This is a genomic window from Enterobacter sp. DVT3837 (assembly GCF_056238685.1).
Genome location: NZ_JBWDLA010000003.1, coordinates 191,779 through 218,345 on the forward strand (window position 1 = coordinate 191,779; position 26,567 = coordinate 218,345).

30 protein-coding genes are annotated in these 26,567 nt (G+C 56.7%); 12 read left to right on the top strand and 18 right to left on the bottom strand.

Annotated elements, in window-relative coordinates; all coding sequences use genetic code 11:
- Positions 1-4 precede the first annotated feature (4 nt).
- A complete protein-coding gene (locus AC0XWG_RS24150; RefSeq protein WP_015063076.1) occupies positions 5-301 on the bottom strand; it encodes a type II toxin-antitoxin system RelE/ParE family toxin in 297 nt (98 codons plus the stop codon).
- Between the two features lie 63 nt (positions 302-364).
- The gene (locus AC0XWG_RS24155) at positions 365-832 is read right to left on the bottom strand and encodes a DnaJ-like cysteine-rich domain-containing protein (protein WP_022652128.1); all 468 of its coding nucleotides are present in this window, start codon (positions 830-832) and stop codon (positions 365-367) included.
- A gap of 813 nt (positions 833-1,645) precedes the next feature.
- Here AC0XWG_RS24155 and AC0XWG_RS24160 point away from each other — a divergent pair.
- The 7 genes from AC0XWG_RS24160 to AC0XWG_RS24190 all read left to right on the top strand — a co-directional run bounded on the left by AC0XWG_RS24160 (position 1,646) and on the right by AC0XWG_RS24190 (position 5,939).
- Positions 1,646-2,422 (top strand): hypothetical protein, encoded by a 777-nt coding sequence (locus AC0XWG_RS24160; RefSeq protein ID WP_022652129.1) that lies wholly within the window; start codon positions 1,646-1,648, stop codon positions 2,420-2,422.
- A 148-nt stretch (positions 2,423-2,570) separates the two neighbouring features.
- Positions 2,571-3,347: a hypothetical protein gene (locus tag AC0XWG_RS24165; RefSeq protein WP_022652130.1), complete on the top strand. Its 777-nt coding sequence runs from the start codon at positions 2,571-2,573 to the stop codon at positions 3,345-3,347.
- A gap of 462 nt (positions 3,348-3,809) precedes the next feature.
- The gene (locus tag AC0XWG_RS24170; protein ID WP_032610383.1) at positions 3,810-4,151 is read left to right on the top strand and encodes a hypothetical protein; all 342 of its coding nucleotides are present in this window, start codon (positions 3,810-3,812) and stop codon (positions 4,149-4,151) included.
- 100 nt (positions 4,152-4,251) lie between these two features.
- Positions 4,252-4,515, top strand: coding sequence for a hypothetical protein (locus AC0XWG_RS24175; protein ID WP_022652132.1), 264 nt, complete (start codon positions 4,252-4,254; stop codon positions 4,513-4,515).
- 51 nt (positions 4,516-4,566) lie between these two features.
- On the top strand, positions 4,567-4,821 hold the full coding sequence (locus tag AC0XWG_RS24180; RefSeq protein WP_022652133.1) for a hypothetical protein: 255 nt from the start codon (positions 4,567-4,569) through the stop codon (positions 4,819-4,821).
- A 35-nt stretch (positions 4,822-4,856) separates the two neighbouring features.
- The gene (locus AC0XWG_RS24185) at positions 4,857-5,156 is read left to right on the top strand and encodes a hypothetical protein (RefSeq protein ID WP_032610385.1); all 300 of its coding nucleotides are present in this window, start codon (positions 4,857-4,859) and stop codon (positions 5,154-5,156) included.
- A gap of 84 nt (positions 5,157-5,240) precedes the next feature.
- Positions 5,241-5,939: a hypothetical protein gene (locus tag AC0XWG_RS24190; protein ID WP_022652135.1), complete on the top strand. Its 699-nt coding sequence runs from the start codon at positions 5,241-5,243 to the stop codon at positions 5,937-5,939.
- 519 nt (positions 5,940-6,458) lie between these two features.
- Here AC0XWG_RS24190 and AC0XWG_RS24195 read toward each other — a convergent pair.
- Together AC0XWG_RS24195 and AC0XWG_RS24200 are read right to left on the bottom strand one after the other, a co-directional pair.
- Positions 6,459-6,863, bottom strand: a complete 405-nt coding sequence (locus AC0XWG_RS24195) for an Ig-like domain-containing protein (protein ID WP_071701118.1) — start codon at positions 6,861-6,863, stop codon at positions 6,459-6,461.
- Positions 6,857-7,324 carry a DUF4165 domain-containing protein gene (locus AC0XWG_RS24200; RefSeq protein ID WP_015063083.1) on the bottom strand — a complete coding sequence of 156 codons (468 nt, stop codon included), beginning with the start codon at positions 7,322-7,324 and terminating at the stop codon, positions 6,857-6,859. Before AC0XWG_RS24200 ends, AC0XWG_RS24195 begins: the two co-directional genes overlap by 7 nt.
- Positions 7,325-7,548: 224 nt before the next feature.
- Here AC0XWG_RS24200 and AC0XWG_RS24205 point away from each other — a divergent pair, with 224 nt between their 5' ends.
- Together AC0XWG_RS24205 and AC0XWG_RS24210 are read left to right on the top strand one after the other, a co-directional pair.
- Positions 7,549-9,969 carry an Ig-like domain-containing protein gene (locus tag AC0XWG_RS24205; protein ID WP_015063084.1) on the top strand — a complete coding sequence of 807 codons (2,421 nt, stop codon included), beginning with the start codon at positions 7,549-7,551 and terminating at the stop codon, positions 9,967-9,969.
- A 458-nt stretch (positions 9,970-10,427) separates the two neighbouring features.
- The gene (locus tag AC0XWG_RS24210) at positions 10,428-11,309 is read left to right on the top strand and encodes a RepB family plasmid replication initiator protein (RefSeq protein WP_040115182.1); all 882 of its coding nucleotides are present in this window, start codon (positions 10,428-10,430) and stop codon (positions 11,307-11,309) included.
- Between the two features lie 587 nt (positions 11,310-11,896).
- Here AC0XWG_RS24210 and AC0XWG_RS24215 read toward each other — a convergent pair.
- Positions 11,897-12,412, bottom strand: a complete 516-nt coding sequence (locus tag AC0XWG_RS24215; RefSeq protein WP_015063086.1) for a hypothetical protein — start codon at positions 12,410-12,412, stop codon at positions 11,897-11,899.
- Between the two features lie 188 nt (positions 12,413-12,600).
- On the opposite strand from AC0XWG_RS24215, the gene AC0XWG_RS24220 reads away from it, so the two are divergent.
- From AC0XWG_RS24220 to AC0XWG_RS24230, 3 genes are all read left to right on the top strand, one after another.
- The gene (locus AC0XWG_RS24220; protein WP_015063087.1) at positions 12,601-12,927 is read left to right on the top strand and encodes a hypothetical protein; all 327 of its coding nucleotides are present in this window, start codon (positions 12,601-12,603) and stop codon (positions 12,925-12,927) included.
- Between the two features lie 313 nt (positions 12,928-13,240).
- Positions 13,241-13,513, top strand: a complete 273-nt coding sequence (locus AC0XWG_RS24225; RefSeq protein WP_022652138.1) for a hypothetical protein — start codon at positions 13,241-13,243, stop codon at positions 13,511-13,513.
- Complete coding sequence (locus AC0XWG_RS24230) at positions 13,503-13,898, top strand: DNA-binding protein (RefSeq protein WP_223203170.1); 396 nt, start codon at positions 13,503-13,505, stop codon at positions 13,896-13,898. The genes AC0XWG_RS24225 and AC0XWG_RS24230 overlap by 11 nt, the downstream gene beginning before the upstream one ends.
- A gap of 292 nt (positions 13,899-14,190) precedes the next feature.
- Here AC0XWG_RS24230 and AC0XWG_RS24235 read toward each other — a convergent pair whose 3' ends face one another.
- From AC0XWG_RS24235 to AC0XWG_RS24295, 13 genes are read right to left on the bottom strand one after another with little or no spacing between them, the layout of a single operon-like run.
- Positions 14,191-14,433, bottom strand: a complete 243-nt coding sequence (locus AC0XWG_RS24235; RefSeq protein WP_004883121.1) for a DUF2274 domain-containing protein — start codon at positions 14,431-14,433, stop codon at positions 14,191-14,193.
- Positions 14,430-15,710 carry a TraB/TrbI/VirB10 family type IV secretion system protein gene (locus AC0XWG_RS24240; protein WP_004883119.1) on the bottom strand — a complete coding sequence of 427 codons (1,281 nt, stop codon included), beginning with the start codon at positions 15,708-15,710 and terminating at the stop codon, positions 14,430-14,432. The genes AC0XWG_RS24235 and AC0XWG_RS24240 overlap by 4 nt, the downstream gene beginning before the upstream one ends.
- A 2-nt stretch (positions 15,711-15,712) precedes the next feature.
- Positions 15,713-16,705 (bottom strand): P-type conjugative transfer protein TrbG, encoded by a 993-nt coding sequence (gene trbG / locus AC0XWG_RS24245; protein ID WP_004883112.1) that lies wholly within the window; start codon positions 16,703-16,705, stop codon positions 15,713-15,715.
- Positions 16,702-17,406 (bottom strand): conjugal transfer protein TrbF, encoded by a 705-nt coding sequence (gene trbF, locus AC0XWG_RS24250; RefSeq protein ID WP_004883108.1) that lies wholly within the window; start codon positions 17,404-17,406, stop codon positions 16,702-16,704. Before trbF ends, trbG begins: the two co-directional genes overlap by 4 nt.
- A gap of 29 nt (positions 17,407-17,435) precedes the next feature.
- On the bottom strand, positions 17,436-18,800 hold the full coding sequence (gene trbL, locus AC0XWG_RS24255) for a P-type conjugative transfer protein TrbL (protein WP_004883106.1): 1,365 nt from the start codon (positions 18,798-18,800) through the stop codon (positions 17,436-17,438).
- Positions 18,797-19,123 (bottom strand): hypothetical protein, encoded by a 327-nt coding sequence (locus AC0XWG_RS24260; protein WP_004883103.1) that lies wholly within the window; start codon positions 19,121-19,123, stop codon positions 18,797-18,799. Before AC0XWG_RS24260 ends, trbL begins: the two co-directional genes overlap by 4 nt.
- A gap of 12 nt (positions 19,124-19,135) precedes the next feature.
- A complete protein-coding gene (gene trbJ / locus AC0XWG_RS24265; protein ID WP_004883101.1) occupies positions 19,136-19,873 on the bottom strand; it encodes a P-type conjugative transfer protein TrbJ in 738 nt (245 codons plus the stop codon).
- A complete protein-coding gene (gene trbE, locus AC0XWG_RS24270) occupies positions 19,870-22,320 on the bottom strand; it encodes a conjugal transfer protein TrbE (RefSeq protein WP_004883099.1) in 2,451 nt (816 codons plus the stop codon). The genes trbJ and trbE overlap by 4 nt, the downstream gene beginning before the upstream one ends.
- A gap of 11 nt (positions 22,321-22,331) precedes the next feature.
- Positions 22,332-22,604 carry a VirB3 family type IV secretion system protein gene (locus AC0XWG_RS24275; RefSeq protein WP_004883097.1) on the bottom strand — a complete coding sequence of 91 codons (273 nt, stop codon included), beginning with the start codon at positions 22,602-22,604 and terminating at the stop codon, positions 22,332-22,334.
- Positions 22,601-22,975: a TrbC/VirB2 family type IV secretion system protein gene (locus AC0XWG_RS24280; protein WP_425267603.1), complete on the bottom strand. Its 375-nt coding sequence runs from the start codon at positions 22,973-22,975 to the stop codon at positions 22,601-22,603. The genes AC0XWG_RS24275 and AC0XWG_RS24280 overlap by 4 nt, the downstream gene beginning before the upstream one ends.
- A 5-nt stretch (positions 22,976-22,980) precedes the next feature.
- Positions 22,981-24,048, bottom strand: a complete 1,068-nt coding sequence (gene trbB, locus AC0XWG_RS24285) for a P-type conjugative transfer ATPase TrbB (RefSeq protein ID WP_004883088.1) — start codon at positions 24,046-24,048, stop codon at positions 22,981-22,983.
- Positions 24,045-24,509 (bottom strand): ribbon-helix-helix protein, CopG family, encoded by a 465-nt coding sequence (locus AC0XWG_RS24290; RefSeq protein ID WP_004883086.1) that lies wholly within the window; start codon positions 24,507-24,509, stop codon positions 24,045-24,047. Before AC0XWG_RS24290 ends, trbB begins: the two co-directional genes overlap by 4 nt.
- Positions 24,506-26,521 carry a conjugal transfer protein TraG gene (locus tag AC0XWG_RS24295; RefSeq protein ID WP_004883083.1) on the bottom strand — a complete coding sequence of 672 codons (2,016 nt, stop codon included), beginning with the start codon at positions 26,519-26,521 and terminating at the stop codon, positions 24,506-24,508. Before AC0XWG_RS24295 ends, AC0XWG_RS24290 begins: the two co-directional genes overlap by 4 nt.
- Positions 26,522-26,567 lie beyond the last annotated feature (46 nt).

The following is a 26,567-nucleotide window of genomic DNA, read 5'->3' on the forward strand; positions in this document are numbered from 1 at the left end:
TACCTTAATGGATTAGCGATTTATAATCATGCGCCGACAGGTGAACGTTATGTACGCCATCATTCCACACAAAGAATAACCGATATTTTGAATTAACTCGAATGGAAGAGTACCGGTTTGCGGTCATCCTTAAGCGTTCGTAACGCAAACTACTTGATAACAATTCGCGTTCGTTTTTTACATTATTTAACGTTTTCAGTCTGCATGAAATCGCATTTAACAGATCAGCAGGAATACCTGCTGTGGACTTTCCATTACGGAAAAAGCTTTCCAGCCGTCTGTCTTTAAATGAATGGATCATATCTTCCTCCGTAATGGAATGAGTAAAATTAAATAAGAATTATAAAAGCCTGAAGCTGATTTATTAAATCCCGAGAATTCTGGCTGCGACCGTTAGTTGTTTATCACTTAATGGATATTTCCGTGATAACGTCGATTTCAGACTGTTCAGAAAGCTGTTCTCCCCGTCTTGCTGTGTGATGGCGTCAACCAGTTCCTGATTGCTCTTACACCACAGATTGAACGCGGAAGTCTTTGATTGTACAGCACGCTGACGCACTACTGCCTGAGCTGCTGAAATCTTGCGTGCCGCTTCCGGGTATGTGCGATATAACGCGGAAAGGGTGTAACATGTACGGGTTGTGACCAGGCTATAGCCCGTACCATTACATGCCATGCAGCGGCTCCTATAAAAGTGTTTACGCTCACCACGGCCTTTGCATTTATTGCAAGTGACCCGATAAATATATTCCCCGGTGCCTTTTACTGAATCAATACACTGAATCTTAGCGTTGTCGATTTCAATTCCGCTCTGGTCAAAGTATTTATCCATTTTTGATTCCTCAGGTTTGGTCTGAAGTAATCATGACAGATTGGTCTCGCTGGCTAATAACCTGAATGAAAGATTTTTAAAAATAATTTTGCAGCACTGCTAAAGGCAGTTTATATATGCAGGATTCAATTTTACTGAGAAATATTTTCGGAATTATCTGTTTACAAATACCAAAAAAAAACCAATGAGGTCTTAATTACATCCTTAATGGGCATGGTTATTTTACATCCTTATGAGTAGCAATGCTTATGTGTTAATTTAAAAACACCATATGCGTCTAAGGAACTTCCTATCCGCCTTCATGAAGCTTTTTTCCGGTTACCAGTAAGGGCCATATGACTGGCAAATATTCCGCTCGCGGTATACCGAAGTTCCGAGAGGATGGCGAAACGGCAGAATGCTACAGTAAAGGAGAAATGTTAGCTATAAAACGGTGGCACAGGGTCGGGATACTCGCGGGCTGAAATGGCAGATTCAGTTTGTCTTCCGGCTGTAGCGTCCCTTCCCCACTCACAAGACCCATCTTAACCGAAGGTGTCGCAGCCTTTCTCCCAGACGCTCGACGATTCCTGGGTTTAAGGTCACGAAACAATGGTCATGCACACCGGCTTTCAACTGGCACAAATGTGATTACGAAACACTCGTTAATGCCCTCCCGGTAAGCCTTTAGAAAAGTTACTTTTCTGAGATTAAAATGGACTATTTTAATTATAGTTTGGATATGAATTTTTAAAAAAATAAATGCCTTCAACTTATTTGGAAAATAAGCCGGAATGTTAGAGTGTTCTCATTCAAAAAAGAGGAGAACCAACCATGCCAAAATGTCTATTACCTGCCGAGCTTGCGGAAATTGTCTGTGGATTACTGGTGCAACCCACATTAATGAATGAATTAAAAACACCGGAGTCGCATAAAGCATTTATGCAGGATATCGCTGAGCTGGTGGCGAAACATTGCGGAGGAGAGATTGACGGTGTGATCATGCCGGTGGATCGCGATGAATCAAGCCAGGCCGATTATCTGACCTCTCCGGATGTAACCCCTTATCTCGTCGTATCTCCCGGCGCGGACATGCACTCCCTCACCGATAATGTCTGGCGTCACCATGCCCGAGATGGCTGGCTTGACCATATCAAAGGCAGCGACGAAGAAAGCCCTGATGAATTGCCGACGCATAAAGAGTGCTCAGTTCGCCGCTACGCCCTCCAGCGGATGCTCCTTCAGACACAAACCAACCATGCTAATCTTCCCTCGCAGGTGGTACGAATGCGTGATTACTGCAACCTCGACGACGAACAGCCCGGGTCTTCAGCAGAGTTTATCGTTACTATGGCGCTCGGCGGTCATGCCCAGCTGGCAGTACAGGATGTGGAATCACGCCTGGTAATGGCCCTGACGTTGTTAATTGAAAATGGTGTTCCCTCGGTCCATGTAAACGCGGGTGACACTGATCCTTCAGTTCTGCACGTCCAGGCTGCTCACGGCGGCATGGTCCTTTCAACTGACTCCCTGAATCATGAATTCGGTATTTCGCCGCCTGACAGGTATACCAACGGTCGCCCTGGCTTATTAGTTAAAGCAGCCTCCTGATTCATTAATTACAAATTTGTCCTTTTTTAATTCCATTGTTCGCTCTTTGTTTAAAGGGCGAATATATTTTTAAAAAACTTCACGCCGGGTTATTAGCCAGCAAACCGAAACTGTTAGAATTAACACATCAGATGAAAGGATGACTATCATGGCTAAATTAATTTCAACTCGTGAACTGGCAACAATTATTACTGCATTACTGGTAAAACCGGAATTATTGGGCGAGCTGGATTCTCCAGAAAAACATCGCGCACTGATGGAGGATCTGGGGCGTGTTGTGGCAGAGCATTGCGGCGGCAATGTCACGGAAATCGCATTGCCGGAAACCGATGGTACGGCAGTTGATGAAGCTTTGCTGGATGGCCAGCCTGTCCGCTATCTGGAAACAAAAGAAAGCTCCCCATATCTCATCGTACACCCTGACGACTCACTACCGTCTCTGACGCATAACGTTTGGATGCACGCTGATCCTGATGGCTGGGAAGAACATTTCGATGGCGAGGACAATCCCCTGATGGAGGAGTTGAGCCAGCAGTTCCGCCAGCAGGTGTATGCGCTTCTGACGCCGGAATCGCAGGCAACGCCTTCAGAGATTATCCGGACGTTACAGGACTGGCAACTGGGTGAAACCCAGCTGCCAGAAGAAGACTGTCAGTCCTATCAGGTGAAGGTGTTGTTAGAAGAGAAAAACATTCAGTGTGAAGTGGTGAATGAATCCGGCACGACTTGTTTCGGCCTCATTTTTGAGATCGATCGGGGTGTACCGACGCTGCACATCGACACGGGCAGTGATTCACTGCTGCATATTCACGCGGCACATGACGGCCTTGTTCTGACACCAGATGCGCCGAACCACGGATTTGAAGATGCTCCAGTAGACCGCTTTTCTTATAACAGCCCGTCCCTGTTGGTGCCAGGGGTGTAACCTGGCAAACAACACAGCGGTATTTTGGCCCCGAGTGAAATAATTCAGGACAGGAGTCAGGCAGATGGGCGATGTTGCCACACTACCACCGAAAATTAACGATGGCGTACTTCGACGCTGGAATGCTCAGCGCGGGCAACGAAATGGCCGAGGCGGAAGGTATAAGCGCCTTCCGTCACAAAGCAACCTAAGTAACTGGGTTGTAAGACGTCTGATTGAAGAAATCATAATGGAGGACCGACGAAGAGCAGCATCAGGTTGAGCAGTATGTTGATCAAGTTACCACTACTGGCGCAGGAGAAGTGGAAGGTATGACCCGCGTCCCGGTAGTTCCCACGATGGAACAGCTAATTGCAGGCCGGAAGCAGATAACTTCGGCCACTGGAAAAATGTCTCGATTAATGAGCCAGCGTCTTGCAGATGTTTACCGTGCAATGGTCGCAACTGCAAAGGGGGAGTGAGATGCGTGAATTACTTGGAAAGACAGGGGCAGAACATCAAGCCTCCGTAATGTATCAAACGTTTGGACACCTCGATGCGAAGCCAGGCGAAAAGCATAAAGGTCACTTCGTTTTTATCAACGGTCAGCACGGCGATCTGTGTGTTGTGCATAGTGAATTTTCATCCTTTGACGAAGGTCCTGGCTATTTCAGTGACCGTGCCGATTTCATCTGGGAATTGGTTAAAGACGGAGGACCCTGCTCTAAGGTCGGCATCTACCGGTTTGACGGCGAATACTCGCTTCCTAAACGCCGGAACGGGAAAAGGTTTTCGGGAAGCGTGACGTGCCTTCAATCATTCTAATTTCGTAGTGCATGAGCACCGACAGGTTATCAGTAAAACGGGGAGCGCCACAGTTCGCGTGCAACCTTCCCTATCCATCAACTCGAATGAGTACATAATAATGACGAACGCTGACGCATCTAACGTTAAGACCAGTCCAGAATTACCAACTCTCGAACGTGTCTATGCTCTGCTCAAGGACAACTATAAACCCGCAAGATTTGCTGATCGGGATGGGGAAATCTGGGGGCATGAGTATTCATGGAATCTGGCAAAATCAAGCCTGCAAGACCTGGAGAAGTACGGGAAATCGTATGTATCGAAGCATTCCGACCGGATGGGCGATGGATTCAGTTTTGGTCCTGACCTGGTCATTATTCGCTGACATGCGCACGGAAGTGAGTAAGATGGCTGGCTGCACCGGAGGACAAGAGTGATGAAGGGTAAAAATATCGTGGCTCGTGTCGTGCGGGAAGCGACCTATAAGTGGGAAACCCGCCACAAGTTAACGCCAGAACAATGCTCTGAAATTAATCAACTGATGCGTCGGCTTTCAGAACACCTTGCCTGCCCCGTTTGCAAAGCAATGTCCTTAAAGCAACTCAGGCACGCAGAATACATTTTGAAATGCGGAACGTGCGGTGAAGAGTTTCTTATCAATAAACGTAAAGAATCGGCTCACGCGAGTTAAGCGCGGTGAATGAGCACAACAGTAAGGTGACAACCATGAAAGAACTGATTTCGGTAGCTCAGGCGGCTCTGGACTATATCGATGCCTTACCCAGCGACATGGTGGCATCACTCCATACGATGCCTGGCTTTGATCGCGATTGGGCAACAGAAGTCATTGCCGATGCTATCGTCGAAAGTAACGAGTCCCGGGAACAGATACAGCAGCAGTCGCAGGCAATTCAGTTGCCCGAGACCTGTTTCTTTGATGGCCCGGGCAACACAACAGAAACGTATTTCCTGGCAGACGATGTCAGAGAGTTACTCCGGTCAGCGGGCGTCCAATTTAGCGAGTGATACGGGTAAAGTTCCCAGGCAGTCCGGTCTCACATCGGTATTACGCCAGACGCTGTCAACATTAATTCGATTCAGGGCATGACAATGGAAAACACAGTAATACCGACGGTAACAGAAAACGAGATGGAAGAGGTGATCACCCGTCACACGGCATACGGGCAGGTATCGGTAAGCCGCACGACAACGACGGGGCAGCGCTTGTATGCCTCCGACCTCATTCATAAAGAGGTGATTACGCTGACCTTCAGTGAATCAGAGCAGGTTGAGCGCGATGGAGTGATCCGTCATCGGCTGGCGGAAGGCAGACGCCGTTCCCCACTTCTGAAAGTCAGTCTGTCTCCGGCTCAGTGGGCCTCAATGATCACATCGTTCGGAATGAGTGACGGCGTGCCGTGTACCATTAACAGTTTGATTCGCGGCGACTATGAGCGCCAGCCGGAGATTGGCTATATTGAGTCGACACGCGAACGTTATGAGCGTCAGATCCGGGAAGCCTCTGAGCGCGAGATGGCGAAAGTGAATGAAAAGCTGAAAGCACTGGCTTTGCTGGTGGCAAAAGGCAAGGCAGGAAAGCGCGAGCTTGAAGAAGTATATCAGTCTCTGTCCGGCGCAATCGCCAACCTGCCGGTTAATCTGGCCTTCAGCACCCAGTTGATGCAGGAATCCATGGACAAAATCGTCTCACACGGCAAGGCCGAACTCGAAGCCTCCGCCATGGGCGTGGCCGCTCGTCTCGGTATGAAAGAAATTAGCCGCTTGGCCTCGTTGGAAGACAAGAAGTAACCGGTACGATCACCCATAAGCATACCTGCTGCACACATAAGCGGCACAAAGCTCAGTGGCCAATTCATAGCGTGTTGACATAAACCGTACACACAAATGTGCTTCGTCGTGGCGGGTGCCTGATATGCGGTTCCCGACGCGGCCCCCTTCTCTCTTTAGCGGTCCACAGGACTCCAGGTAATGCCGGTGGGCTGTATCCAGGACGTTTTCCAGTAGCCGACAGTGGTCGGCGTCATACCCCTTAAGAAGGTGTTCCAGTTCTGCCATGGCGAGTGCGGGTGGTAACCAGGTGACGCCAAGACGCAAAAATTGGAGCTGCATTTGAATTTGATGGCGATCGGGCGTGAGACCCTGCACCCGGGGAGCGCGATAGCAAATTCTCTCCAGTGGAGCGAAATGCGTGATAAACGTTTTCTCAGCAATCTCTGACATTCGACTAAATCAGCCTGTTCCGTTTCTTTCTGGCTACGTTAAGACACCATGAAAAGGCCCCGTATGACGGGGCCGGTTCTGTGGTGTTTATTGGATTTGCGGCAGCTCGATCATGAAGCTGGATTCGCCAACTTTGCCGCTGGTGGCCGGGAAGATCGGGATCAGGATGCCATCCCCTTGACCGAAGTCTATTGTGATGTCTTTCGAATCTCCGGGAATGACAGTCGCCCCATTCATACTGACCGCAAAGGCCGCATCTTTACGGACCGTCAGCGTGCCGGTCTGCACTCCTGTGATCAGCGAACCATCTTTCTTCCGGATGCTGTTGGTCCGCAGATACGCCAGTGGCTGGTTATCTGATGTCTTCAGCCCCACGCCCACAGCCAGCGTCTTGATGGTATTAAATTCAATCAGGTTGTTCGGTACGTAGCGGAACCGGCTGCTCTTTGTGGTGCTGTTTCCGGCTTCATCCATTGCTATGGCAGTCAGCACGTAGGAATCTGCATCATCTGTTGCGGGGAAGATACGCGGGTATCAATGCTGAAGGAGTAGCTGGTTGTGGCCACGACATTCGACTTATTGTCGAGGGTTTCGGATTTAAGGGCAAAAGTCCCCTCGCCCAGTACCGGCAGTGCCATGGATTTGCCGTAGTACTCACTACCATCAGCGGCAGTGATCCTGTCGGCCACTGTCACCAGGCCGGTGACACTCTGGAACATCTGCACATTATCTGATGATCGTGTCACGGTAACGCGCTCGTAGCGGTCGAGACCAGATATCAAGTTCAGCGTAATTGCGCTACCTGGGTTGAGATACGCTCTGGAGGGTTCAGCATTCACTTTCGTACCACGTGTGTCGGTGTACGAATAGTTGTACAGCTGAGCCTGGCCGCAAAGTGGGAACAGCAGTGCCGCATAGACGGCGGCGATCAACGGACCTCTGTAAAATTTCATTTATGTTCTCCTGGTTGGCCAGGAAATTTTACCCGAAACGTTTTCATCACCCGGGTGATAAGAGGTGTAATTATTCAGTAAAACAACGCCCGTTTGTGCGCCTTTTGCCAGGCCAGCGAAAGTGACAATATCCGCTGATTAACGGCCCAGAAATACTCTGCTTAACGAAAAAGTGCCGGAGGTGAATCGTTTAAAATAACGACAAAACAATAGGGGAATACTGAATGAAATATCAGACTATAACTTTGGCTATGGTTTTGCTCGGCGTCTCAGTTCCGGTAACAGCTCAGATTTATGAATCCAGCTTTACAGATACCAATGGCATTGAAGTACACGCGCCTTCAACCCGGATGCTACTCAATCCGGCTTCTACCGTAACGCTGACGCTTATTTCTGGATTGGATCGCTTTGTAAACGTTAAAGTGACCCGGGAAACCGGGGCGCAGTTGTACAATACCACCACTACCCGTACCGGTGTGGCTGATCGGCTAAAAGCAGCCGACGGCAGTGAATTTTACGGGAAGAAAGTAACTTTACCCGCTCTCGGGGAAGGAAAACTGATCGTCCAGGTCAACATTTTGGATCTGAATCAGTCAGTGGTAGCTACGTATAACTACAACTGGACAATAGACACCACACCTCCGGCTGCAAATGCCCTTACAGCAACCACATCACTGGGCACTGGAACTGGAGCGGTATTTAAATTAGGTCTTGAAGCTGTGGCGCAATACAGCTTTTTATCAACGGGCATCGCTGATGCGGTTGGAATAGATAAAGGCATATTTGAAATCTATCGCGCTAATGGAACCCTTTTCAGCTCAACGCCAATGAAATACAACGTCGGTGACAAGACGATGTACCTGCCCTACACCTTCGCAAGTGTGAAGCAACCGGGCATCCCTGATAGCAACCTTGACGAAGAATTTCAGGCAAAAGCCAAAATTTACGACACCGCCGGGAATATCCGCACGTTACCGACCCAAAAATTTCGGTTTGATAATACAATTGGTGAGATATCCCTTTTCGCTGTTCATGATCCAAATGATGCAACCAGCGTCGTTCCCGGCGTGAAAAACTACCCGGCCTATAAAGCCGGTATGGTGGTTAACGAAAACCCTATCAGGCTGGTGTATAAAATCCCGAGATCTAACTACCGGGCATATGCAGAGGGTGGACTGGAATTTATTAACCTTTATTCGGCTGCAAAAGAAATCGCTTCTGATGCCACCTACAGCTATGTCGAAATGACGCTGCCATTTGGTGCCTTCAATGGGGATATGGCTCGTATGGCCAACTTTGGACAGTGGGCAGGATACTTCCCGACCTACACGATGACGCTCAACCCGAACGCAAACAAGACGCCTGCTTTTACTGGCACCTGGGAGGATTTTCAGGATAGCAATGGCACCTGGTATAAGTCGAAGGACTTCGAGACAGTTCTGTCTTCCAGATTGCCGATTAAAATCGTCCGGGCAAGATTTAATGTAGAAGCCAGACCGTTTGAGCAGGAAGTTGGGGGACGCCTAACCTGCCGCATTCCGGTTGGCCAGACAAGTTGCGAAGCTCCTGAGAATTTTGATATGGCGGTAGGGACTCAGGGTTATAACCGTACACTTTATTATGTACGCAGTGTCGCGAACCCTATTCTTCGTTCCGAGCAGTGGGTTATGACACGCTGGAACAATCAAATCGTCCCAGAAATTGGTGAGATCACCTACAGCCCGACATCTAAGATACTGACTGTTGAAGCTCATCTCAACAGAGATAATGATTGGTTCGACGGATTCAGACTCCTCGGATTCTATCTTACTGATAAGAACTCCAAACAGCGCATGACGCCTGTGGGAGTCGAAAAGTCCAGAAACGCGGGTAACTACACGATTGAGTATGACCTTTCCCGGCAGTCTGAAGGGCAATACAACGTTGAAGTGAATATTCAGGATCGTTTCGGTAACCAGACAAACAAAACCTATGGCGTGATAGCTCTCGATGCCACACCCCCAACGGTTGCTATTACCTTCGAAGGGAAGCCGGTAAAGGATGACACCGTCGTCTATGGTCTGGAAAATCTGCGCATTGCACTGAGCGATAACCTGACCACACCTCGCATTACTCGTCTCCAGCTAACTGGCGGACCGACATCAGACAATGTTGAACTCAGTTGGTCACCTGCTGGTAAAGACATATACTCGCCGGAATATCCGCGCATATTCCCGAATTTCGAGCCCTCTGAAAACTATGCTCTCAGTGTGACAGTGTCGGACAGCCAGTCCAACACAAAAACTTACACACAGAAGTTCAGTTATCTCCCGAACAACTTGGTACAGCTGCATAACCTTCGAACCCTTGCAGTAAAGTCGGCGCTCAAAACCTCTGATAACGTGCCACTTGCCTATCTGTCTACAAACATGCTCCGCAAGACTAACGGTGAAATAGCCAAAGGCTTACAGAACGCGACCCTCTCAGTACGTAAGGATGCCAACTTCGGGATAGTGTTTAATGGAGCGGAGGCAGCTCCTGGGGAGTCTGTAAATGTTAATATCGACATGGGTATGGGTGATAATCTTCTCATGCCGGTTTATCCATCAGAGAACGGCAAGACCGGAGCCGCTGAGTTTATGATCCAAATTGATGAGCTGAAGTAACCATAAAAAGCCGTCAGTCACTCTGGCGGCTTTTTTTCGTGACGCCATTTCCTGCATTTTCTCCGCTCTCTCTCCTCATAACTCTGTAGCCGCTTGCGTCAAAAAAGTAACTTTTTCTACAAGGGAAGAAGTGTGCTAGTGCGGTTCTTAGAACGGATCGGAATTTACTCACATTTCGATCGTAATGCTTCATGACGTCTCTGTGCATAGTTATCAACAGGATAGAATAATAATAAAGATCAATATAGGATCAATAGCAGATCAAAAAGGAATAACGATCCTCGCAGGCCAGTAATATCGGGGCTCTCAGCGGATCGCCATCCACTGTACAGGGGGCGAAATACACTATGTCGGGTAATCCATCCACTATACAGGGTGCATAATCCACTATACCGGGTGGATTCGATACACTATACCGGGTAGGATGTAGATCTTATGCACAAAACGGATCTTTCTATATGTCTAGTAATAACAACAAGTTATCTCTTGTCATTGAAGAGTCCCTAAAAGATTCCGGGGAAGTTATCCAACTGCTTCCCACGCTAAGACAGACCATTCAGCCGAAAGTTTTACTCCGTCTGGGTGTGTTTGTGCCAACACTGAAATCCACGGATAAGGGTGGCCGGAAGAGTCACCGTATCGATGCCACTGAACCCCTTTCGAGATTATCCATTGTGGAGGGTGAAGGCTACAGCCAGATACAAATTTATGGTCCCCGCCTCGACATGGACTCTGACTTCAAATCATGGTGTGGGATCGTTTATGCATTGTCTAACCGTCCGCTCGACTCGGAAGGTCAGCTGGAGCTGAATTTCCCGGAGTTTGCTAAGTTCTGCGGTTTTGACACCAAGCGCATTGATAAACAACTGAAAGAGCGTTTTGATGCTTCATTGACGCGTATTGCCCGAACCAGTATCTCGTTCATTAAGAAAATACCCGGTACAGACGATCAGATAACGATAAACATGCACCTCGTGGAATCCACGTACTACGACAGTTCCACCGGGAAAATCGTCATCAAGCCAAATTCGAAGCTCAATACTCTGTATCGCGTCGACGGTAAAACCCGACTCTACCTGAAGACGTTGCAGAAACTGGCCCGTAAGGAGTCCGCACAGGCCCTGTATCTGTATCTGGCTGAGTTACCGAGCACCTTTTACCGTATCGGATTTGACCGGCTGCGTGAACGCCTGCAACTGTCCTCACATCTTGGCAACCAGAATGCCACAGTTAAAAAGGCGCTGGGCCAGCTTAAAGAGATCGGTTTTCTGGAATACTCCATAGACAAAGAAAACGGCGATTATGTACTGAATATTCTGAAAAGAAACATGAAGCCATGATAGATGCCGGATAATGCAGCTGCCTGCCGCGTGGGTGGCTGCATTACCCGGAATAGTGGATATTCTTCTCCTTTCCGCTCTGTTTTTACCCGGTACAGTGGATCTCCACTACACCGGGTAATGTCAGCCCTAAAACTCCGATGCAGCCCTTTCTCTTCAGCCTTACCCTGACGATTCTGTGTGTTTTTCAACCAAAATGTGAACTATACCCGGTACAGTGGAGCCACGAAAATGTGATCCATACCCGGTATAGTGGATAAGGCCCCTTGCGAACCAGGCACCGGAAATGTGGCGGCACTGGTTGGCAAGTTTTACCCGGTATAGTGGAGCCCGTTACTGCCTCCGCCCCGGATGGCGTGATGTCACGGGAAGGAAGATATACCCGATAAAGTGGTTCGTGAAGGGTGAACGGCCCTGATAGCACGATGAGGCTGAAGTGGAAACTGTACCCGGTATAGTGGAGCCACTAAGATTGCGTACCCGGTGGCTGAGAGGGGAATCTTTTCCCGCCACAGTGGAGTAGCTGATATCGTCGAAAATGTCTTAACCACAATACGGCCATTCTGTTGCTGCACTAAAGAAATGCATCATCGAGTCTCAGGTGTTTTAAGTTGGTAAACCCCCTTCCACCAGGTGTCGAAAGAGACGCTATCATCGCAGCGCATAAACATGCCGTTATGCCTTGCGACAACGCTGAGAGAACCTTTATTTTTACCGCAGGTCTTCTCAAAAGACTCTGTAGCTTTAATAAAAGTTTCACCATCCGTGATGGTCGGGGAATCCAGTTCCTTCGCCAGCCATGACGGATAGCTGTCAGCATTAACCCATACAAGGCGTTCCACAACTGAAAAGAGTACGCCGACAAGGCCAACCGCCCAGAGCGTAATAACCAGTAAACGTAAAATTCGCAGGACTATGAATTTTGAATGCTGTAAAGGCGAGACAAGAAATGGCAACGATATCATGACTGTGAGCATGACTGATGACGCCAGCAACGTGTATAACAATGCCCATGATTTCACATAGGCCGAAAACGCGATCATCAAGCCAATAAGAACAAAGAGCGGTGCAGCGCTTTTCAGACTACCCATGTTTATTTTCATTATTTTGATGCTCCATTTTGTACGAGTTTAGAGATACTACGTTTAAAATCATCTACGGCCTCAAAAAAGGTTCGTGGATGACGTTATTGGTTTTTTATATTGTACCATTGGTGAGCGTTTACCTTTTTACCCTTTAATTAAGGCACCAGGATTCGCCCCTGAAAAAACGAATTCCATGAGGTTAATGTATGTCACACAATATTTTTATAGCTGAGTTTGATGATGGACTTCGGATGTACGGTATCAATGACGGTACAGCCTGCCATATGCATGCTTTTTTGTTTCAGACCCAGGCGCAAGTAGAACACTGGCTGGGAAGCGGTGATCGTGATACCCGCAAGTTACCTGTAATGCCAGAAAACGCCTCATTGACGGAGGAAAACGTCACTATCGGCCCTGACGAAACATGGGCTTTTCGCTCCCGAGCTTCACGCACCGCACAATGGATCACCGGCCCCCTTGAACATGACAGTGAGTCATGGGAAGACCAGTCTGTATATGGCCACAGCACGTGAACTTCACGCCTCCAGTCCTGCTGACCGACATAGGCAGGACAGGGGTTTACAGTACCCGGTACAGTGTATCGCCTTGCTGAACCCGTGTTTGCTGCTGCTGGCCCAGCGGACGGATGCTGGGAAAGTCAAAGATGATCAGTTTTAGATCCGCGTTCGCGGGGATAATTATTCCTACTGGAATGTTAGCTACAGCGTTAGAATCCATTTTGTTGCCTCACCTTACAAGGGCGATTAACCGTCTTAATGGCAGCATTCGCCCGATCAGGCCGCAGGGGTAACAACTTGTGGTCTTTTTCGTACACAAGGAGTGTTTATGCCTTACATCCCCGAAACACTGGAAGGAACGTTTTTCCGCAAGACTATTGAAACATCACCGGAAGGTGAAAGCCTGTACTGGTTTCGCCGTGCAGATGGCATAGAATTCGCCGTCATTGAGTCGGCTCGCTACCCAGGCAATGATGCCGTGGTAATTTGCGGGGACGGGCGCCCAACAGGCAACACGATTTCAGAATCGCTTTTTGTCATTACTGATGACATGCGGGCGCTTCCCCGTGGCGTGTATGAACAGGAGGCGCATGATGCCTAACCAGATCCCGAACAACCCTACACTTCCGAAGAATTTCGACATTACGCCTAACGAGAAGCGCAGCAAGGCCCAGCTCGATGCCTGGTGGGATCATCCTTACTGCGTCACCCATAACGAGAAATTTCACGTGTACTGTCTGAACGGCGGGGCGTGGGATAGGCCGACATGGCTGGCTCAGGCTGACACGTATGATGAGGCCTGTGAACTGGCAGAACGGAAACAAGCTGAGTGGGTGGCACGCCGGGAACAGCCTATTTACTATATGACCTTTGAGCCGCCTTTTCAGATGGTGCGACAGCCGCAACGCCCTGATCATGATGCTGTAGTAGTTGTGTCGTTCGAAACGAAGGAAGAACTGGACGCCTGGAGCGCAGCGCAGCAATAAAAAATGTCCGCAGTCAAGCGATTGTTGAAATCAGCCTGATGGCCGGAAGTCTATATGGGGTGCGGGTTTGGCTCTACTTCGGGCCGCCTTGCGGGGCTGTGGCGTTGTGGGCTGGGAGCCACATAGGAGCTTCGCGGTAGAAAGCCCGAGCGTGCTGCATCGGGGGCGGTTGCCTGCAGGCGGTAGCCGCGTTTGGTCTTCATAGCCCAATCGGTCGCCGTCCTCCAGAATGAAGAACGCGCAGCCTTGGGCTGCGCGTTTGAGGGATGGCCGCCAGCGGAAACCGGCATCATCAGCTTGGCTTCGGCGGCGCGGCCTTGCCCGCGCCTCCCTTCCTGAATCCCCGATCTCCGACCATGAAGGCTTCTAGCATGTGCGGAATTAGCACCGTGGCATCGACCGCCTCGCCGTAGGTCTGCGCGTGCAGCGTAGCGTAGCGGTCGAGGTCGGCTTTCAGGCTGGCCGGGCAAGCAAAAGTCAGCTTCGTGGATTCCGTTTTCGGCAGCGGCCCGAGCCGTAGCTTGCGCGTCGTCATCGCGAAGTCCCCCTGTTGAAGAAAAGTGGCTGGTACGGCCGCAGCACCAGATCGCGGTTGACGATGATGCGAACCGGCAAGCCGGGGCGCTCCGTCAAGGTGGGCTGGATGTTGAGGTTGCGCCGGGTCATCTCCTGACCGACCTGATTGATGCTGTCCTGGGCGCTATCGCGGCCGGCGATGATGACGCGATCACCGTCCTGCCGGTTCTCCGGCGCAGCCAGTTCGGCACCGATGCCCAGTAGCGTCGTCAGTGCCGCACCGGCAAAGACGCGATCCCAATGCCAATCCACATCATCTTCCAAGCCGGCGTAGCCGGCCGGATCGGTGCCGGCCAAGTTGTCGAGCTTGAGCGAAGACGTGTCGGGCAGGATGATCCGGTTCCACACCACTTGCACGCGGCTCTGCCCGTAGCTGACCTGGCTGTTGTATTTGCCCAGGATGCGTGACCCCTGCGGGATCAGCAGGAACTTGCCGGTAGCCGTGTCATAGACCGGCTCCGTCACTGTGGCGATCACATCGCCCGGCAAGTCCGACTTGATGCCCGTCACCAGCGCCCCGGCGACCACCGTTCCGGCCATGACCTGATACGGCGACGCCGGCAGCGTCAGGTTGCCGGAATCACGGGCTTCCGTGGTTCCGGCTTTCTGGAATGCCTCTTTCTGGTCTTGCCGGTTCTGCACGGCGGTCGGGTCGGCGGGCTGGGCCGCCGTCGACGCAGGCCCGGCCGCCAGCGGGTCGAAGGCCGCATTGGCGGTGAAGCCCGGCGCAGCGGCTACCTGTGTCTGCGCCACCGGCGCGGCCTTCTGCGAACCAGAGCGGAAGAACACCGCCGATGCCGCTGCTGCTTCGGCTTCCTTGCGCAACGCGTCGTTGGGGTCGTTGCCGGGGGCCGCGTAGGCGGCCGTCACCGGCTGCTGCGACTTCACAATGGCCGGGCCAAGATCGCCTGGCAGCGGCGGCCCCAACTCCGGCACGGATGCCGCCAAGGGGGGCGGCAGCTTCGAGTAGTCCGCCGGCAGCGCGTCCAACCCTTCGGACTTCGAGACGCGATCGACGTTGTAAAGCTCGGTCTGCTCGCCTGCACCGCGCCGCTGCGGTTGCAGCGACCACATCAGCGCGCCGAGCACAGCGACCGAGAGACCGCCGACGAGGATGGCCAGCGTGCGCCGGTTCAGGCGCGTGACCGGGCGCGGTTGGGCGCGCAGCGCAACTGCCTCGGGTGCCACCTTGCCCGCATGCGGCGTGGCGAGGTCGGGAGTGTCGTCCTGGCTCATGGTCAGTTCCTCCGCGCCAAGCCATCCGTGCGTTCGATACGCACCACGTCACCCTTGTCGCCGCCCAGGCGCAGTTCGGCCGCGCCGAACAGCCGATCCACGATGTAGTAAGGCGAGCGAAAACGGTAATTCACCAGTTGTCCGTCGCCCTGCGCGCCGATGACGAACAGCGGTGGCAGCTCGCCTTGGGCGATTCCCGGCGGGAACTGGATATAGACCTTCTCGCCATCGTCGAAGGCGCGCAGCGGCTTCCACGGCGGATTGCTGCCTGAGACGGAATATCGGAAGCGGATCTTCTCCAGCGACAGTCCGGTATCGACCGGTGCGGCGGCGCTAGCCGCCTGCGACTGGCGCTGCAAGGCCAACATCCGGTCTTTTGGGTAGTCCCAGGACACCGACGCCATCCATGCCTTTTCCGTCGAGGTCAGTTCCAGCAGGTATGTTCTGCGACTGGTGGTGATGACCAAATTCGTCTTGAGGCCTGAGCGGATGGGCTTGACCAGCACATTGATGCGCATCGCGTCGCCGCTGCCGCTGGACGTGTCACCGACGATCCAGCGCACGGTATCGCCGGCTGCGACCGTCACTAGTTCCTCGCCCGGCTGCAAGGAAACCACGGTCACGCGTCCCGGCGCGGCATAGACTTGGTAGAGCGCACCATCGGTGAAGGGCCACACCTGAATCGCATTGACGTAGCCCTCGCGCGTGGGCGCGATGCGCGCCTCGGCATTGGCACGGGAAACGCGCACCTTCTCATCGGCCGGCTCCGGCTTAGCCGGGGCCGCGTCCAACTCGTGCAGCGGCTTCAACTGCGCTGGCAGCGCCAGCGGCTCGGGCATGGCGACGACTTCCACTGGAGCAGGCGGCTCCGGCAGCGGCTGTGCCTGCACCGGCTCATCGAGCGAAATGGACGGAGGCGGCTTGCCCTGCGAAGCGCAGCCCGACAGGGCCACCACGGTCAGCGCGAAAGCGTATAAGCGGAAAGACAGGTTCATGGCTTGGCTCCTTCAGAAGAATCCAGTTCGCGGCTCCACGACAGGCCGTTGACGTAGATACCCAGCGGGTTCTTGCGCAGGCGCTGTTCGGTGCGCGGGGTTTGCAGGACGGTGGAAAGCACCGCGTTCCATCGCTCGGTCCCGGCGGGGGCACCGTTGATGAACCGTTGCTCCGTCCAACGGACGTTGAACGAGGCATCGCTGGCGCGTACCACGCTGGTGATCTGCACCGTCACCGACTCGCGGCCAACACGGGCGAAAGGATCGTTCTTGCTGGCGTAGTCGTTGAGCACCGCCGCGCCTTTGTCGGTGGTGTAGTCGTAGGCGTCCAGCCAGTTTTGCCGCACCACGATGGGATCGATAGACAGCGAGCGCACCAGCGTCACGAAGCGCGCCAGGTGGTGCGCGATCTGCGCATCGGCGGGCCGGTACGGCGTGGCGGCTTCGCCGACGGCGCGCACCTGCCCCGACTGATCGACCTCGATGACGTAAGGGGTGACGATGGACTGCGCCGAGCGCCACACCAGGCCACCGGCCATCAGCAGCGCAAGCGTGAGGCAGCCGAAGGCCATAAAACGCCAGTTCTTGGCCTGGACGCGGGCCGAGCCGATGCGCTCGTCCCACACCTGCGCGGCGGATTGGTACGGGGTGGCAGGCTGCGGCGTGTCGGCATAGCGCACCTGCGGGCGTTTGAATCGCATAGGGTTCTCCTTGGTGGTCAGGTATCGGGTCACGCATCGGGGCGCAGGCTTGGGCCTTGCCCTGAGCCGCCGCCGTCGCCACTGCGCAGCGTGTGGGCTGCGGTGGTTGCGGCATGGGTGATCTGCTGGCGGCGGTGCATCCGCTTTGCCCAGGCGGGTTGCTCTTGCTTCGGCGCGCTGGCTGCGCCTTCGCCTGCGGCGGCCTGGCCGGAACCGGCAGCGCCGACATCCGCACCGTTCCATCCTGCCCGGAAGGAGTCGGCCACCTTCTGACCGGCAGCGGAAGCGCCCGATGCAGCTCGGCGGCCTGCCGCTTGCGCGCCGGTCTTGGCGACATTGCCGAGGCCCGCAGCCGCGCCTTTAGCCCCGCCGCCCGCAGCGGCGGAACCGGCCTGGAATGCGGACTTGGCGCTGCTGGCCGCCGACGTGGCGGCGCGTGCGCCGCTCCCGGCCAGCTTTGCGGCGGCCGGGGCCATGCGTGCGCCCGCCATGACGGCACCGCCCACGCCGGTCGCGGCGGCACCGATGGCAACACCCGTGCCTACCGCGCCGACGGCAGCGCCCGCCATCGCACCCGCGCCGAGCTGCGGCGCACCGGACACAAGGCCCGTGGCGATGCCGGGGCCGAAGATGCCCAGCGCCAGCAAGGCAAGCGAAGCCAGCATCACGACAAGCGCATGGTCGATGGAAGGCTCGTCGGGATGAACCTGGAACTCCGCGAACAGGCCCGAGCCGATGCCGACGATTACCGCCAGCACCAAGACCTTGATGCCTGACGAAACCACATTGCCGAGCACCTTTTCCGCGAGGAACGAGGTTTTGTTCCAGAGCGCAAACGGGATCAAGACGAAGCCGGCAAGCGTGGTCAGCTTGAACTCGATCAACGTGATGAAAAGCTGAACCGCGAGCACGAAGAAACAGAGGATCACCACCAGCCAAGCGATGAACAGCACCACGATGGGGTCGAGGTTCACGAACACTTCGGGGAAGCCGGCCATGTCACCGATCTGGTCGAGGATCGGCGCAGCGGCGTCGATGCCGGTCTTGGCAAGCCGACCCGGCTGCAAGAAGTTCTCCATCGTTATGGCCGAGCCAGTGGCGGTGATGCCTAGCCCGGCGAACGAGCGGAACACGATGCTCGACAGCCAATTGAAGTTACCGATGATGTAGGCGAAGGCACCGACGTAAAGCACCTTGCGCAGCAGCTTGGCGATCACGTCCTCGCCCTGGCCGGTCGCATGGCTCATGGCCCAATACAGACCGGCAATGGTCATGTCGATGACAATGAGAGTGGCCGTCAGGAACGCGACTTCGCCTTGCAGCAGACCGAAACCGGAGTCGATGTAGCGCGAGAAGGTATCGAGGAATCTGTCGATGATCGTTACGTCGTTCATGGCGTGTCCTCCGCAGCGGCGAGCGACGCATCACCTTCCGGCGCGTCGTCGGTTGGCGTGTCGAAACTCGCCGGAATCGGCGGCAGTTCTGCCAGCGTCCGGTATTCGTCCGGCCCAGTCTGGCCGGTGAAGAAGCGCCGCCGGAAGGCTTCGGCAGCGGCGCGACAGGTGTCTTCGCCTGCGGTTTGCCGGTCGGCTGCGCATTGGGCGCGCAGCGCCTTGAGCCGCACGGGATCGGCGGCCAAGGTGGCGGTCAGGTCTTCAGCCGGCTGCTGGCCGCATGCGGTCAGCAGCACGGCCAGCAGGACAGGAACGCATCGCATGGCCGCCTCCCGTCAGTTGTTGTAGAAGTTGACGGACTGCGGTGTGTACGGCGTGCCGGTGCCCAGGAAGCGCCGCCGCACTTCGCGGGCGCGCTCGGTGGCCGCTGCCTGCCGCGCCAGCTCCAGCGAGGCCGCCCTGTCTTGTGTGATCTGGAGCTGCTGGGCCTGGATGGACTGCTTGGCCTGCAAGGCGAGAAGCTGGTTCGTTGCCTGCATCGCTTGCAGCGCACCCGTGGCCGATTGGCTTTGGCTCACGAGGTCGGCCAGCGCGCTTTCGTCTTGCGTCAGGTTCTGCGACACCTGCGCCTGCATCCGCATCGCGGTGTGCAGGCCGTCGAGCGTGTTCTTCCAGCGTTCGCGTGCGTCCTGTGCCATGCGGTCGCCGCTGATGGTGGCGGCGTACTGCTCCGGGTACAGGCGCGAGAACGTGGCATCCATGCTCTGCACGTCGTAGGCCAGCCCTTGCGCCTCGGCAATCAGGCGTTCAGTCGTGGCGAGCGTCGAGCGCAGCCGGTTGACGATGTTGAAGTCGAGATTCGCCAGGTTGCGCGCCTGGTTCATCAACATCTGCGCTTCGTTCTGGAGCTGGTTGATCTGGTTGTTGATCTGCTCCAGCGTGCGGATGGCAGTCAGCGTGTTCTGCACCAAGTTGACGGGATCAACGAAAGTGAGCGCCGCCGCTGGCTGAGCGAGCATCAGCGAGCCGGCCAGCGCGGCGGCGAGCGAAACGGAAAGTACACGGGTCTTCATGGCGAAATCTCCAGGGGTTGAGTAGCGAGGAAAGAAGCCGCCGACGGCGAGGACGGCAGCAGGTCGGCGGCCCAATCGAGGCCGCGATGGCGTAGCCACGCACCGGCGAAGCCGGGAGCGCCGGCCTGCGTCAGCACTCGGTCAATGTCGCGTTGGTCTTGCGGTGTGGATGCGCCCGAGAAGGCGAGCGCGGCTGGCCCCAGGTCGAGGTCGAACAGACGATTGCCCAGGCGCGATTGGTAGTAGTAGTCGCGCTTGGGCTGCGCGGTGGCGACGATTTCGATTTGCCGACTGTTGAGGCCAAAGCCCTCGTAGACCGTGCGAATCTGCGGCTCGGTCGCCTGCGGGTTGGGCAAGAAAATCCGGCTCGCGCAGCTTTCGATGATCGCGGGCGCGATGGTCGAATCCTTGATGTCGGCAAGCGACTGCGTGGCGAAGATCACCGACACGTTTTTCTTGCGCAGAGTTTTCAACCATTGCCGGATGCGTGCCGCGAAGGACGGTTCATCAAGGAATAGCCAGGCTTCATCGAGAATCAGCAGCGTGGGAGCACCGTCGAAACGTGCATCGAAGCGGGCGAACAAGTAGCGCAGCACCGCTTGCACGGCGGCGGGGCTGTGCATTAGCTCTTCCATCTCAAAGCCCTGCACGTCGCCGCTGCCGAGCCGGTCGCGGTCGGCATCCAGTAGCTTGCCGTGCGCGCCGCCCAGCACATACGGCGACAATGCCTGCCGCAGCGCGTTCGATTGCAGCAGCACCGAAAGCCCGGTCATCGTGCGCTGCTCCACCGGCGCACCAGCGAGGCTGCCGAGCGCCGACCAAATGGCGGCTTTCTCGTCGGGGCCGACGGTCACGCCTTCATGCAGCAGGCGGCCTTCGATCCACTCGGCGGCCCAGGTGCGATAGCCTTCGCTGTCGATACGGGCCAAGGGCTGAAAGGCAATGGCGCCGTCCGCGCCGAGGTCGTAGTGTTCGCCGCCCAGGCCCAGCACCGTCGCCCGCATGGATCGCCCCATGTCGAAGGCGAAGATGCGCGAGCCGCCATAGCGGCGGAACTGCAAGGCGAGCATCGCCAGCAGGACAGATTTTCCCATGCCCGTCGGCCCCGCGACCAGCGTATGCCCCACGTCGCCGATGTGCGTCACCAGCCGGAACGGCGTCGCGCCATCCGTGCGCGTGACGATCAGCGGCGGGCCGTCGAGATGGGCGTTTTTCTCCGGCCCAGCCCACACGGCGGACACCGGCATCATGTGCGCCAGATTCAGCGTCGAGACGATGGGCTGGCGCACGTTGGCATAGGCATTGCCTGGTATGGACGACAGCCACGCATCGACTGCATTTAAGGTTTCGGGGATGGTGACGAAGCCACGTCCTTGGATGACACGTTCCACCATGCGCAGCTTTTCGTCGGCTACGGCAGGGTCGTCATCGAACACCGTCACCGTGGCGGTGAGGTAGCCGAAGGCGACTTGATCGCTGCCAAGCTCTTGCAAGGCGGCATCCGCGTCGGCCGCCTTGTTGCTGGCATCCGTGTCCACCAGCGGCGATTCCTGCTGGAAGATGGTTTCGCGCAGTAGCGCAATGACATTCTTCCGTTTCGCAAACCACTGGCGACGCAGGCGGCCCAGCTCCTTTTCCGCCTCGGCTTTATCGAGGCAGAGAAACCGGGTACTCCAGCGATAGGCAAAGCCCAGGCGATTGAGGTCGTCCAGCAGGCCCGGCCAGGTCGAGGTCGGAAAGCCCCGCACCGACACCACGCGCAGATGCTGGTCACCCAGCATGGGCGCAAGGCCGCCGACTAGGGCGGAATCGGCCAGCAGTGCGTCGAGGTGGAAAGGCACCTCGGGCACGGCCAGCCGGTAGCGCCGCGTGGACACCGTGGCGTGAAGATAAGTCAGCGTCGCGGCATCGTCCAACCAGACGATTTCTGGCATCACGCCATCGAGCAGGTCGAAAACCCGATCCGTTTCTGCCAGGAAGGCGTCAAGCCGACCGCGCCAGTCCACACCATCGCCCGGCGCGTGCTCGTAGAGCAGCTTGGCTGCACGAGCGCGGGATTCCTCCGGCGGCAGATAGGCTAGCGTCAGGTGATAGCTGCTTTCGTAGTGGTTCCCCGATTCCTCAAAGGCAGCGCGGCGTTCTTCGTCCACCAGCCAGGACAGCGGTTCGGGAAAGTCGGAATGCGGATAGTCCGCGGCCGACTGGCGCTCGGCTTCCACGAACAGCGCCCAGCCCGAACCCAGCCGGCGCAACGCGTTGTTTAGCCGTGCCGTCGTGGCGATCAATTCGCCCTGCGTGGCGCTGTCCAGATCAGGCCCGCGAAAGCGCGCCGTGCGCTGAAACGAGCCATCCTTGTTCAGCACCACGCCCGGCGCGATCAGCCCAGCCCAGGGAAGCCAGTCGGCCAGCAAGGCGGGCCGCTGGCGGTATTCGGCAAGGTTAAGCATGGCGGCGTCTCCTACACGTCCAGCAGCGGCTTGTGCTTGATGTGCCGGGCGAAGACCTGCATGAACTGCGGATCGACCCTCGCGCCCCACACGGCCAGCGAGTGACCGACGATCCAGAGCACTACGCCAGGAATCCAGAGTTGCAGGCCCAGCCCGACGGCAGCGGCTAGCGTGCCGTTGGCAATCGCCACCGTGCGCGGTGCGCCGCCCATCAAGAGCGGCTCGGTCAGCGAGCGATGTAGCGGCACCTCGAAGCCGGCCGCGAAGCTATCCGGGCCACTCATACGACAGCCCCGCCGGAGAAGCTGAAGAACGACAGGAAGAACGAGGACGCGGCGAACGCGATGCTCAAACCGAACACGATCTGGATCAGCTTGCGAAAGCCGCCCGACGTGTCGCCGAAGGCGAGCGCGAGGCCCGTGGCGATGATGATGATGACCGCGACGATGCGTGCCACCGGCCCCTGAATCGACTCCAGAATGGATTGCAGCGGGCCTTCCCATGGCATCGAGGAGCCGGATGCCTTCGCCGTGCCCGCCGTCATCAGCATGACTGCGGCCAGCAGCAGGCCGTGGTGCGCGGGGCCGGCCAGCCGCCGCAGGCGTGCGATGGTTGAAACCGGATTTACGGAATTACGGAAAGCGTGAACGTGCATCTGCGTCATGGCAGTTCTCCAGGTAGGTCAAGGGACGAGGAAGGCGCAGCGGCATCGGCTGCGAGAGGAACCGGCATCAGCTCGGGAAACGGTGTTTCCAGCGCGTCCGCCAGGCGATAGCCGGTGCCGTCGAAACCGACGACACGGGCGATGCTTTCGACGCGGCGCTTGCGGCCACGCCCGGCGATGTGGATCACGACGTTGACCGCCTCGGCGATCAGCGCACGCGGTGGGTTCACCGCCACTTCAAGAATCAACTGTTCGAGGCGCAGCAGCGCGCCCAGCGCGGAACCGGCGTGGATGGTGGCGATGCCGCCGGGGTGGCCGGTGCCCCACACCTTAACCAAGTCCAGGGCTTCGCCGCCGCGTACCTCGCCGACGATCACGCGGTCGGGGCGCAGGCGCATCGTGGCCCGCACCAGCTCGGTCATAGACACGACGCCAGCGCGGGTGCGCAGCGGCACATGGTCGCGGGCTGCGCATTGCAGCTCGATGGTGTCTTCGAGCACAAGCACGCGGTCGCCCGTGGCGGCGATCTCCGCAAGCAAGGCATTGGCGAGTGTGGTTTTGCCGCTGCTCGTCGCCCCGGCGATCAGGATGTTCTGGCGCTCACGCACGGCGCGGCGCAGGAACTCGGCCTGGCCTGTGGTCAAGATGCCGTCGGCCACATAGCGATCCAGCCCGATGATGCTCACGGCGCGCTTGCGCAGCGCGAAGGCTGGGCCGGGCGCTGCGGGCGGCAAGATGCCCTCGAACCGCTCGCCGGTTTCGGGCAGCTCGGCGGTCAGCAGCGGCCGCCCGCGATGCACCTCTGCGCCGACGTGCGCAGCCACCAGCCGGATGATGCGTTCGCCATCGTCTTGGGACAGCTCCACGCCCAGCGGCATGCGGCCCGATGACAACCGATCCACCCATAGGGTGCGGTCGGGGTTGAGCATGATTTCCACCACGTCGGGGTCGGCCAGCGCAGCGGCGATGACTGGCCCCATTGCCGTGCGCAGCATCTGGATACGGCGATCCAGAGAGGTTGCGGCGGATGAGAGTTCGGGCGGGGTTTGCGGAATGGCGCTCATGAGGCACGCTCCTGCGCTTCAGCCAGTGCCTCCGCGTCATCCATTCGCGCCGGGTCTGGGTGCAGTTCTTCCACAACGTCGCGCACCAGGCTGCGGCCACGCAGCAGGTGGCGGCCGAGCCGCTCCACGAATTGCTCGAAACGCGCTTTGCCTTGGGCGCGAGCTGCGTCCTGATGGGCTTCGGGAATCGGGGTGCTGACGGTCAGGAAGTAGCGGATGAACAGCGCCAGTGTTTCGATCTGGATGTTCTGGTCGCGCTCCATGCGCTCGGCCTGCCGCGACAGGCGATCGAGCCGCTTGGCGATGGCCGCCTCGCGCTGGTCGCCAGCATCGGGCGATAGCCACGACGCGAGCGCCGCCGCGACAATGGACGACTTGGACACGCCTTTCTTGGCGGCCAGTTCTTCGAGACGCTTGGCGTGCTCGGGCTGAATGAACAGATTGAGGCGGTATTGGCTCATAAGTCGATTCCGTCGTTGGGGTCGAGGGAAGCCAGCCGGGCCGTGCGCTGCATGGCCGGGTCGAGCTGGCCGGGAAGCGGCAGCGGCAGGTCGTCGTCGTCATCGAGCAGAGTCAGGTCATGGCCGGCGAGCAGCGGTTCGGGGCTGTATTCGCTGACTTCGGATAGCTCCGGCTGTCGGCGTGGGCCGCCGTCATCGGCGGTGCCTGTGCCATCGCCGGACAGGCCCGCAGCCCGGACCGTTGACACGGCTGGGATCGATAGGCCGCTCCAGTCGTCGGGCCGGGCCGGTGGCGCGTCCGCGTATTGCCCGGCCGCGAGCACAGGCGGCGGTAAAACGCGGTTCTTGAAATTCGCGTCGGCGTAGTAGCGCAGCTTCTTGGCCTTGATCGGTGCCACGCTGGACACCATCACCACAGCTTCCTCAGTCGGAAGCTGCATCACTTCACCGGGCGTCAGTAGCGGGCGGGCCGTCTCCTGCCGCGACACCATGAGGTGCCCCAGCCACGGTGCCAATCTGTGCCCGGCATAGTTGCGCTGCGCGCGCAGTTCGGTAGCGGTGCCAAGCGTTTCGGAGATCCGTTTCGCAGTGCGTTCATCGTTGGTGGCGAACGTCACGCGGACATGGCAGTTATCCAGAATCGAATGGTTCTGGCCGTAGGCTTTGTCGATCTGGTTGAGCGATTGGGCGATAAGAAAACTGCGGATTCCGTAGCCCGCCATGAAGGCAAGCGCCGTCTCGAAGAAGTCCAGGCGGCCCAGCGCCGGGAACTCATCGAGCATCAGCAGCAGCTTGTGGCGGCGTTCGATGCCGTCGCTGCCGTCGAGCGATTCGGTGAGCCGTCGGCCGATCTGGTTGAGGATCAGGCGAATGAGCGGTTTCGTCCGCGAAATATCCGAAGGTGGCACTACCAGATAAAGCGACACCGGATGCTCGGACGCGATCAGGTCGGCGATACGCCAGTCGCAGCGCGAGGTGACTTCGGCCACCGTGGGGTCGCGGTAGAGGCCCAGGAACGACATGGCGGTGCTCAACACGCCGGAACGCTCGTTGTCCGACTTGTTGAGCACTTCGCGCGCCGCCGAAGCGACGACTGGATGCGGGCCACCACCTTCCACGTTCACGAGGTGCTGTGTGGTCATCATCCGGTGCAAGGTCAGCTCGAAGGGGCTGGCCGGATCGGAGAGGAAATTGGCGACGCCGCGCAGCGTCTTGTCCTCGCCCGCGTAGAGCACATGCAGGATGGCCCCGACCAGCAGCGCGTGCGAAGTCTTCTCCCAATGGTTGCGCTTCTCAAGCGCGCCTTCTGGATCGACCAGAATGTCGGCTATGTTCTGTACGTCACGCACTTCATGTGCGCCGCGCCGAACTTCTAGCAGCGGGTTGTAGGCCGCCGACTTCGCATCGGTCGGATTGAACAGCAGGCAGTGTGAGTAGCGTGAGCGCCAACCTGCGGTGATCTGCCAATTCTCGCCCTTGATGTCGTGGACTACGGCGGATGCAGGCCAAGAAAGCAGCGTCGGCACCACAAGGCCGACGCCTTTGCCTGAGCGCGTGGGCGCGAAAGTGAGGATGTGTTCCGGGCCTTCATGCCGAAGGTACTTGCCATCGTGCTGACCGAGGAACACGCCGATCGGCTGCGTAAGGCCGGCTTTGCGAATGTCCTCCGTACTTGCCCAGCGTGCCGAGCCATAGGTCGTGACTAGGCGTGATTGACGAGAGCGCCAGATCGACATGCAGACTGCGACCACCACCGCCAGCAAGCCACTGCCACCCGCTATGGCACCGCCCGTGTCGAAAACGCGTGGCGCGTAGGCATCGAAGAAGAACCACCACTCAAACAGCTTCCACGGGAGGTAGATCGGTGTGCCGAGGAAATCAAACCAGGGGGAGCCAAGGCGTACCTGATAGCCAAGGGCTGCTGCCGTCCATTGTGTGGCGCCCCACACACCCGCGATCACGATGCCGAATACCACGGCTATCTGACCGAACAGCACATTCGTACCTTGCATAGCCCCGCCTCCAATCTCTCCTACGCTGATTCCCTTGGGAAACGCG